The organism is Ruegeria sp. (genome assembly GCF_028066395.1).
Lineage (GTDB): Bacteria > Pseudomonadota > Alphaproteobacteria > Rhodobacterales > Rhodobacteraceae > Ruegeria.
This window is the reverse complement of the sequence record NZ_JALCBM010000052.1, coordinates 23695-31828: the sequence shown is the minus strand read 5'-3', so window position 1 is coordinate 31828 and position 8134 is coordinate 23695. Positions and strand designations below refer to the sequence as shown.

Genomic DNA, 8134 nt, shown 5'->3' with positions numbered 1-8134 from the left:
CCACCCGATTTCCACGTCCAGATCAGGCCCAGAGACCCGCCAAGCGTGAAGCAGATGGCGTTCAGCAGCAGTGGTGGCGTTGGGGCAGAGCCAACCGTCAACAGGGCCAGCAGCGACCACAGCAGGACGGCGATAAATCCGATGGCGGTGGCGCGAGTTTTGGTCATTGCGGCTGGGAAAGGAGTTTGATGGGGATAGGCCGACCCATATGGGTCGGCCTCGTGGTGGTTAGGGTCGGATCAGACGAAGAACTGCGCCCCGTTGGCCGAAATGGTCGAGCCGTTGATGAACTGCGAATCGTCCGAGGCCAGGAAGGCGACGCAGCGCGCGATTTCTTCCGGCTCACCCAGACGGCCCGCCGGGATCTGGCCGATGATCGATTCGCGCACTTTCTCTGGCACAGCCATCACCATTTCGGTGGCGATATAGCCGGGGCAGATGGCGTTGGCGGTGATGCCTGCGCGTGCGCCCTCTTGCGCCAGCGATTTGACGATGCCCAGATCGCCCGCCTTGGTCGCGGCATAGTTCACCTGCGCGAACTGACCTTTCTGACCGTTGATCGAGCTGATGACGATCACGCGGCCAAATTTACGCTCGCGCATGCCCGACCAGACGGGATGGACGGTGTTGAACACACCGGTCAGGTTGGTGTCGATCACCTGATGCCACTGTTCCGGGGTCATCTTGTGGAACGGTGCGTCGCGGGTGATGCCTGCATTGGCGACGACGATGTCGATGGGGCCGACCTCGGCTTCGACCTTCTCGATGCCCGCTTTGGATTCGTCGTAATCCGCAACGTTCCATTTGTAGGTGGCGATGCCGGTTTCCTCGGTAAACTTCGCCGCAGCTTCGTCATTGCCCGCATAGGTGGCGGCGACATTATAGCCTTCGGCCTTCAGAGCTTTGGAAATTGCTGCGCCGATACCGCGAGAGCCGCCGGTGACGAGTGCTGTACGTGCCATTGAGGAATCCTCCGATTTGAATTGGCTTGGTAATCTTGCTACAAAATATGCCGCAGGTGCGCAATATTGTTTCGTGATGATTTTAAGGGTCTTCGCGCAATTTTTGTCGCAGGTGCAGCATGAATGGTCCGGTCAAAGAAAAAGGCGCCCGAAAGCGCCTTTGACTATTTGGGATGTCGGACCACTTAGTCGCGCTCCACACACAGGGCGACGCCCATGCCGCCGCCGATGCACAGGGTCGCCAGACCCTTTTTCGCGTCGCGACGCTTCATTTCGAACAGCAGTGTGTTCAGGACACGGCAGCCCGATGCGCCGATCGGGTGACCGATGGCGATGGCCCCACCGTTCACGTTCACAATCGACGGGTCCCAACCCATGTCCTTGTTCACGGCGCAGGCCTGTGCGGCAAAGGCTTCGTTCGCTTCGACCAGATCCAGATCGTCAACCGACCAGCCCGCCTTTTCCAGCGCCTTGCGCGAGGCGTAGATCGGGCCGACGCCCATGATCGACGGATCCAGACCGGCGGTCGCGTAGGATGCGATGCGGGCCAGAGGCTCAATCCCGCGCTTTTCGGCATTCTCGGCCGACATCAGCAGAGTCGCGGCGGCACCGTCATTCAAACCGGATGCGTTGGCCGCAGTGACCGAGCCGTCCTTGGCGAAGGCCGGGCGCAGTTTGCCCATGGCTTCGATGGTTGCGCCGTGACGGATGTATTCGTCCTTGTCCATCACGATGTCGCCCTTGCGGGTCTTGATGGTGAAGGGCACGATTTCGTCGACGAATTTACCGGCGTTCTGCGCGGCTTCGGCCTTGTTCTGGCTGGCGACGGCGAATTCATCCTGCATATCGCGGCTGATCTGCCATTTCTCGGCGACGTTTTCGGCGGTTTGACCCATGTGATAGCCGTTGAAGGCATCCCAAAGGCCGTCGCGGATCATCGTGTCGATGTATTTCATGTCACCCATCTTGTGACCGGCGCGCAGGGCGGCGGCATGGGGTGACAGGGTCATGTTTTCTTGGCCACCAGCGGCGACGATCTCGGCGTCGCCCAGTTGGATGTGCTGAGCCCCCAGCGCAACCGCACGCAGGCCCGAGCCACAGACCTGATTGATACCCCAGGCCGCGCTTTCCTGCGGCAGGCCCGCATTGATATGCGCCTGACGGGCGGGGTTCTGGCCCTGCGCGGCGGTCAGCACCTGGCCCATGATGGTTTCGCTTACTTCGCCTTTTTCGATCCCGGCCCGTTCTACAACGGCTTCCAGTACGGCCGCGCCCAGATCATGTGCAGGGGTATTTGCGAACGAACCGCTAAAACTGCCGACACCTGTACGTGCGGCGGATGCGATCACTACGTTGGTCATATAGTCAATCCTTTACCGTCATGGTCCTTAGGGAAATCCGATGTGAAATGGTCCCAAGACAGGCCCATGACAAGAGCACCCCGTGATCCCCTGCTCCAGCACGTACTGGCATACCCCAATGCTGCACATGCAGCAACGGACAGCTTGTCTCAGCGTCTGGATGGGCCGGGGTTTGCCGGTGTGGGTCAGGGTTAAGTTCCTGTTTTCGATACTTTCCCCGGTGCCCAGGGCGGGGTAACCGAGGGCGCACCGAACAGAAAACCCTGCAGGCAATCGACACCATTTGCGACAAGGAAGGCGGCATCCTGTTGGGTTTCGACCGATTCGGCGGTCACCAGAATCTCAAATTCCCGGGCGACGGCGATCAGGGCGCGCACCAGTGCCTGATTGTCGGGGTTGTCGCTGATGCCGCGGATGAACTGCCCGTCGATCTTGGCAGCGTCGAACAGAAACTCGCGAAAGTAGCGAAAGCTGAAGTTGCTGGCGCCGAAATCGTCCAGCGCAAAGGCGATACCGCGGGCCTGCAACCGGTCCATGAAATCGACGACCAGTTCGGGCACCAGCATGGCCGAGCTTTCCGAGATTTCCAGAATCAGCCGCTCAGCCAGTGTTGCGTCCTTTTTCAGGAACCGGTCCAACACACGGGACCAATGGGCAAAGCCGATGGAGCGTGCGGACATGTTGATCGACAGTCGGATGGACGGGTTACGCACCAGCGTTCGCAACCCCATTTCCAGCGCGACGCAATCGAGTTCCCGACCGATAGGTGTGTTTTCCACCTGCGGCATGAAATCCCGCGCGGGAATGACTCGGCCGGTTTCGTCCAGAACCCGGATGAAGCCCTCGTAAAAGGCGACCTCCTGCGGGGTTTGCGCCTGCATGACCGGTTGGAAGGCCAGCTTGCATTGCTTGTGTTTCACCGCCTCGGTCGCCATCTGCACGGTGGATTTGTCGCGCGCGGTCACAGCCGCGTTCAATGGGCTGTCCGCACCTTCGGGCAGGTCTGCCAGTTTCTTGTTCCGCATAAGCGCACCGTTTCCCTAAACGTGCCAGCAATGGCTCCGGCACCGATTTCACGGCAAACACGTGAATCTTGGGTTAACGCGTGCAGAGAATTGAGCGGTTCAGCGGGCCGAATGTCCGGCGAAGCCCAGCGACACAACGGCGCCGATCACCGCCCCGATCAGCCCCAGCGCCATCATCGCATATCCCAGCATCAGAATTGTGGGTGCGGCTCCGCCAAGCGCGGCCAGCATGGCCAGGATCAGGCCGACCAGACCGGTGAGGGTGGCAAGTGTCGTCAATTTGGTCATGGTGCCCGTCCGGTCATCACTGCGTGAAATACCCACGCGATATGGAGCGTCCGGCGCCCGTTTCAAGCGGATGAGCGGCTTTCCGCCTCTGATTTGGCAAAGCGTTCGAAGCCGGGCGTCCCGCGATCCTCTGGATGGCGCGCGACATGTTTGGCCTTGATCTGGTTCGAGTTGTCGCGGCTGCCGTCGTGGCTGTACCCGGGTGGGGCAAAGCAATAGGCCAGCCGCTGGCGCAGGCTCAGCCCCTTTTGCGTTGCGTCATGCCAGATGCCGACCCATTCGTGAAAGGCCACGCGCAGCGGGTTGAAGGTGCCGATATTGTGGACCAGCCCGTAATCGACACGGTCATCCTCCTGCTCGGGCACAAAGGTGCCGAACAGTTTGTCCCAGATGATGAAGACGCCTGCATAGTTGCAATCCAGATAGCGCGCGTTGCGGCCATGATGGGCGCGGTGGTGGCTGGGCGTGTTCATCACCGCCTCGAACCAGCGGGGCATTTTGGTGATGGCTTCGGTATGTATCCAGAACTGGTAGATCAGGTTCAGCCCGCCCACGAATAGTACCATCGCGGGGTGGAACCCCAGCAGGATCAGCGGCGCGCGCACCACCATCATGAAGGTGAACGTATAGGTCCAGGTCTGCCGCAGCGCCGTGGTCAGGTTGTAATGTTGCGAGCTGTGGTGGTTCACATGGCTGGCCCAGACCCAACGCACCCGATGCCCGAAACGATGCACCCAGTAGTAACGCAGGTCGTCCAGCACAAAGCATAAGACGATGACCGGGATCGACGTGCCCAGATTCAACGGCGTGATCTGCCACAGCCACATGAAGAATGCGTAAGCGATGAAGCCCAGCAAAAAGCCCGAGGCGATGTTCCCCGCCCCCATAATCAATGAGGTGATGGCATCGCGCGTCTCATACCGCCCGCCCCGACCCTTGATGGCAATCCACAGAAACTCGACCAATATGGCGGCGATGAAGAAGGGGACGGCCCATTGCACGGCGTCGGGGAAGGTGACGTGATCGGTCATGCGGGCTCCATCAGGTCGCGCCAGTGGCGGCGTTCGAATTCGTCCAGGTGGATGAGGGCACGGGGGGCCGAGAATTCGTGGAACAGGATCTCGAACCCTTCGGGGTGATCCAGCAGGTCGTAATCCAGCAGGTGGCGGGCGACCGTATCCGCGCCGAATGACCAGAGCAGCCCGTTGCCCGTCCCTGTGCGCACCAGCGCGGCGTGGCCATCATGAGAGATGGTTACGTCGATAATATCGTCATCGGGGAAATGACGCTCCCACTGTTCGCGGGCGCTGTCTGGGGTCAGGGCAACTTGCTGCGACCGGCCAGACAGGTGCAGCAGCAGCGCGATACCGCCAATGCCGCCGACCACCAGCACCAGTAGAATTTCCAGCGGCATCGCATCCTCCCCGCCCATACCCTGCAAAGCGGGCCGGGGGCTGTCAAAGGTGGCGTGGCGTCAGCCGCGTTCCAGCCGTTCGAGTACCTGAGATTGCACGACCCGTTCAACAAAGGGCACCAGCCCCTCGGGACCCGAGGCGCGGTCTTTCAGGTGGATACAAATATCCGGCCTGCGCGCGGCGATGATGCGCACCAATTCGCCACGGATCGTATCGTCCAGACCCGCACCCATGATCGCACAGGTGATGCGGGGCTCGGCCTCCAACTGGTGGCGGACTTCGTCTTGATCATGCGCGCCCAGCCATTGGATCGGCAGGTGATCCAACTGCCGCGCCACGTCACCGATCACGTTTGGCAGCTTTCCTATCAACAGAACCACCGGTTTCATCGCACTCTCGCTTCCTTCAGGTTGCACAGGAAAACCGGCCCGTTGGGCCGATTTAAGCATAGCACAAAAGCGGAATGGGTGCTGCAGACCTAGTTACTGATGGTATAGATGACGGGGTCGCCTTTGCCCTTGTTTCGGATGAATTCGACCTGATTGCCGTCAATCTTCACCTTCAAACAATCTTCGGGGAACGCCTTTTGGCCGACAACAACGTTTCGGCACCAAAACTTCTTGTTCCATGCCCAGGCACCGGTGACCTTCGCGTTGTTGCGCCCGACGCCATTGATTTTCCCGTCAGGCGTTATGATCAGCCAAGTCTCGCCGCTGACCAGTTTTTTCCCGGCGACGGCCTCAAGAAACTGGTTTTCCTTGCGAAGGTCTTTCGCGTTGGCGGTTGTGGCTGCAATCAAAGAAAAACTGGCCAGAACGGCCAATGTAAAAAAGGGTCTCATAAAACATCCTCCCAACTAAAACGTTGGGAGGATATCACGATTCGCCTATTTCTTGCTGTTTGCTCAGCTCTCGGCGCCAACCAGCGTCGAAATGATCGACTTGGCGCTGTCCGAATTCCACTCGGCATCACCAATCAGGCGAGCGATTTCCTGACCTTCGGGATTCAGGATGACCGTGATCGGAAGGGCGATCACGCCGAATTCACGCGCAGCCGACGACGTGGGGTCCTGATGGCGGGGCAGGTTGGCGATGCCGTTGTCGTTGAAGAATTTCTCGATCCCGGCGGGGGTGTTCCGGCCCGTTGCGATCGTCAGGACCTGAAACTTGTCGCCGCCGAACTCTTCCTGCAACTCGGCGATCTGCGGCATTTCCTTGCGGCAGGGTGCGCACCATGTGGCCCAGAAATTCACCAGAACGTATTTGCCCGCGTAATCATCCAGCGTACCGACGCCGCCGTCATCCTCGATCAGGAACTCGATCGTCTTGGCGGGCTTGGGTTCCTTATGCAGGATCAGCCGTTTCAGGGTGCCGTCGCGCAGCGGGGCCAGCGTTTCGGCATCGGTCGCCAAGGCGGCGTTTGCACCCAGCGCAAGGGCCATATAAAGGGGGATCAGACGAAATAGGCGCATATCAACTCCGGGTTTTCTTACATGACCGATCAATCCTCGAACCAGATGTGGGGCGGCCGCTTTGCCGCCGGTCCAGACGCGATCATGGAGGCGATCAATGCCTCGATCGGGTTCGATCAGCGGATGGCAGCCCAGGACATCGCAGGCTCGCGCGCCCATGCCGCCATGCTGGCCGCCACAGGCGTTATAAGTGATAGTGACGCGCAGGCCATTCGGGAAGGGCTGCTCACCGTTTTGTCAGAAATTCAGAACGGGGAATTTCAGTTCTCGACGGCGCTGGAAGACATCCACATGAATGTCGAAGCGCGGCTGAAAGAGGTGATCGGAGAACCCGCAGGCCGTCTGCACACGGGCCGGTCGCGCAATGATCAGGTGGCGACGGATTTCAAACTCTGGGTGCGTGACCAACTGGACGCCGCCGAATCCGGCCTTTTGGCGCTGATCCGCGCGCTGCTGGCGCAGGCCGAGGCCGGGGCCGCTTGGGTGATGCCCGGGTTTACCCATCTGCAGACCGCGCAGCCGGTGACATGGGGCCATCACATGATGGCCTATGTCGAGATGTTCGGTCGCGACCTGTCCCGTGTCCGCGACGCGCGCGCCCGGATGAACGAATCGCCCTTGGGGGCTGCTGCTTTGGCTGGCACGTCCTTTCCCATCGACCGTCACATGACGGCCGAAGCGCTGGGCTTTGACCGCCCCGCCGCAAATTCACTGGACGCTGTCAGCGACCGGGATTTCGCGTTGGAATTCCTGTCGACCGCCTCGATCTGCGCAGTGCACCTGTCGCGCTTTGCCGAGGAACTGGTGATCTGGTCCTCGGCCCAGTTCCGGTTTGTGACGCTGTCGGATCGGTTCTCGACCGGCTCGTCGATCATGCCGCAGAAGAAAAACCCCGACGCGGCAGAGCTGATCCGCGCCAAGGTGGGTCGTATCTTTGGGGCCAACACGGCGCTGATGATGGTGATGAAGGGCCTGCCGCTGGCCTATTCCAAGGACATGCAGGAAGACAAGGAACAGGTCTTTGACGCCGCCGACAACTGGATGCTGGCGCTGGCCGCGATGGAGGGCATGGTCAAGGACATGACCGCCAACCGCGACAGCCTGGCCGCCGCAGCCGGTTCCGGCTTTTCCACCGCAACCGATCTGGCCGACTGGCTGGTGCGGGTGCTGGGCTTGCCGTTCCGCGATGCGCATCACGTGACCGGCTCGCTGGTTGCCATGGCCGAAAGCAAGGGCTGCGACCTGCCTGACCTGGCTTTGGAGGACATGCAATCGGTCCATGCCGAGATCACAAATGACGTCTATTCTGTTCTTACGGTCGAAAATTCGGTAAACTCACGCCAGTCCTATGGCGGCACCGCGCCCGATCAGGTGCGGGCCCAGATCGACCGATGGAAGGCGATGGTATGAAAACGATGACCCGGTTTGCCCTGATTGTATCCGCCAGTCTTGTGCTGGCTGGCTGTGGCGTCGATGGTGAGCCGGTGCACCCGACCTTCAACGCCGCGGTCGGTGTCGGCAGCGGTGGCACCTATGTAGGTGGTGGGGTCGGCGTGAGTCGCGGCCCTGTGGGGCTTTTTGTCGGGTTCTGACATTCGCATATTGCAGTTTG

11 protein-coding genes and 1 pseudogene are annotated in these 8134 nt (G+C 60.4%); 2 read left to right on the top strand and 10 right to left on the bottom strand.

Annotated elements, in window-relative coordinates; genetic code table 11:
* The 10 genes and pseudogenes from MPJ51_RS15715 to MPJ51_RS15670 form a co-directional block, all read right to left on the bottom strand.
* Positions 1-167: pseudogene (locus MPJ51_RS15715) on the bottom strand (EamA family transporter); the annotation flags it as partial.
* Between the two features lie 72 nt (positions 168-239).
* Positions 240-962: an acetoacetyl-CoA reductase gene (gene phbB, locus MPJ51_RS15710; RefSeq protein WP_039523022.1), complete on the bottom strand. Its 723-nt coding sequence runs from the start codon at positions 960-962 to the stop codon at positions 240-242.
* A 185-nt stretch (positions 963-1147) separates the two neighbouring features.
* A complete protein-coding gene (locus tag MPJ51_RS15705) occupies positions 1148-2323 on the bottom strand; it encodes an acetyl-CoA C-acetyltransferase (protein WP_298388640.1) in 1176 nt (391 codons plus the stop codon).
* Between the two features lie 191 nt (positions 2324-2514).
* The gene (locus tag MPJ51_RS15700) at positions 2515-3348 is read right to left on the bottom strand and encodes an EAL domain-containing protein (protein WP_298388638.1); all 834 of its coding nucleotides are present in this window, start codon (positions 3346-3348) and stop codon (positions 2515-2517) included.
* 99 nt (positions 3349-3447) lie between these two features.
* Positions 3448-3636: a hypothetical protein gene (locus MPJ51_RS15695; RefSeq protein ID WP_298388637.1), complete on the bottom strand. Its 189-nt coding sequence runs from the start codon at positions 3634-3636 to the stop codon at positions 3448-3450.
* A gap of 62 nt (positions 3637-3698) precedes the next feature.
* Positions 3699-4667 carry a sterol desaturase family protein gene (locus MPJ51_RS15690; protein WP_298388635.1) on the bottom strand — a complete coding sequence of 323 codons (969 nt, stop codon included), beginning with the start codon at positions 4665-4667 and terminating at the stop codon, positions 3699-3701.
* Positions 4664-5050, bottom strand: coding sequence for a hypothetical protein (locus MPJ51_RS15685; protein WP_298388634.1), 387 nt, complete (start codon positions 5048-5050; stop codon positions 4664-4666). Before MPJ51_RS15685 ends, MPJ51_RS15690 begins: the two co-directional genes overlap by 4 nt.
* A gap of 60 nt (positions 5051-5110) precedes the next feature.
* Positions 5111-5440: a hypothetical protein gene (locus MPJ51_RS15680; RefSeq protein WP_298388633.1), complete on the bottom strand. Its 330-nt coding sequence runs from the start codon at positions 5438-5440 to the stop codon at positions 5111-5113.
* 89 nt (positions 5441-5529) lie between these two features.
* On the bottom strand, positions 5530-5874 hold the full coding sequence (locus MPJ51_RS15675; RefSeq protein ID WP_298388632.1) for a hypothetical protein: 345 nt from the start codon (positions 5872-5874) through the stop codon (positions 5530-5532).
* An 81-nt stretch (positions 5875-5955) separates the two neighbouring features.
* Entirely contained in the window at positions 5956-6522 is a 567-nt protein-coding gene (locus MPJ51_RS15670; RefSeq protein ID WP_298388631.1) for a TlpA disulfide reductase family protein, read from the bottom strand.
* Positions 6523-6543: 21 nt separating this feature from the next.
* Between MPJ51_RS15670 and argH the strand changes: the two genes are divergently transcribed.
* Positions 6544-7932, top strand: a complete 1389-nt coding sequence (gene argH, locus MPJ51_RS15665; RefSeq protein ID WP_298388630.1) for an argininosuccinate lyase — start codon at positions 6544-6546, stop codon at positions 7930-7932.
* Positions 7929-8114: a hypothetical protein gene (locus MPJ51_RS15660; protein ID WP_298388641.1), complete on the top strand. Its 186-nt coding sequence runs from the start codon at positions 7929-7931 to the stop codon at positions 8112-8114. The genes argH and MPJ51_RS15660 overlap by 4 nt, the downstream gene beginning before the upstream one ends.
* The last annotated feature ends 20 nt before the right edge of the window (positions 8115-8134 follow it).

Excerpts from the sequence above, each read along its gene's own strand:
- phbB (WP_039523022.1), bottom strand. The coding sequence starts at position 962 with ATGGCACGTACAGCACTCGTCACCGGCGGCTCTCGCGGTATCGGCGCA.
- MPJ51_RS15705 (WP_298388640.1), bottom strand. The coding sequence starts at position 2,323 with ATGACCAACGTAGTGATCGCATCCGCCGCACGTACAGGTGTCGGCAGT.
- MPJ51_RS15700 (WP_298388638.1), bottom strand. The coding sequence starts at position 3,348 with ATGCGGAACAAGAAACTGGCAGACCTGCCCGAAGGTGCGGACAGCCCA.
- MPJ51_RS15695 (WP_298388637.1), bottom strand. The coding sequence starts at position 3,636 with ATGACCAAATTGACGACACTTGCCACCCTCACCGGTCTGGTCGGCCTG.
- MPJ51_RS15690 (WP_298388635.1), bottom strand. The coding sequence starts at position 4,667 with ATGACCGATCACGTCACCTTCCCCGACGCCGTGCAATGGGCCGTCCCC.
- MPJ51_RS15685 (WP_298388634.1), bottom strand. The coding sequence starts at position 5,050 with ATGCCGCTGGAAATTCTACTGGTGCTGGTGGTCGGCGGCATTGGCGGT.
- MPJ51_RS15680 (WP_298388633.1), bottom strand. The coding sequence starts at position 5,440 with ATGAAACCGGTGGTTCTGTTGATAGGAAAGCTGCCAAACGTGATCGGT.
- MPJ51_RS15670 (WP_298388631.1), bottom strand. The coding sequence starts at position 6,522 with ATGCGCCTATTTCGTCTGATCCCCCTTTATATGGCCCTTGCGCTGGGT.
- argH (WP_298388630.1), top strand. The coding sequence starts at position 6,544 with ATGACCGATCAATCCTCGAACCAGATGTGGGGCGGCCGCTTTGCCGCC.
- MPJ51_RS15660 (WP_298388641.1), top strand. The coding sequence starts at position 7,929 with ATGAAAACGATGACCCGGTTTGCCCTGATTGTATCCGCCAGTCTTGTG.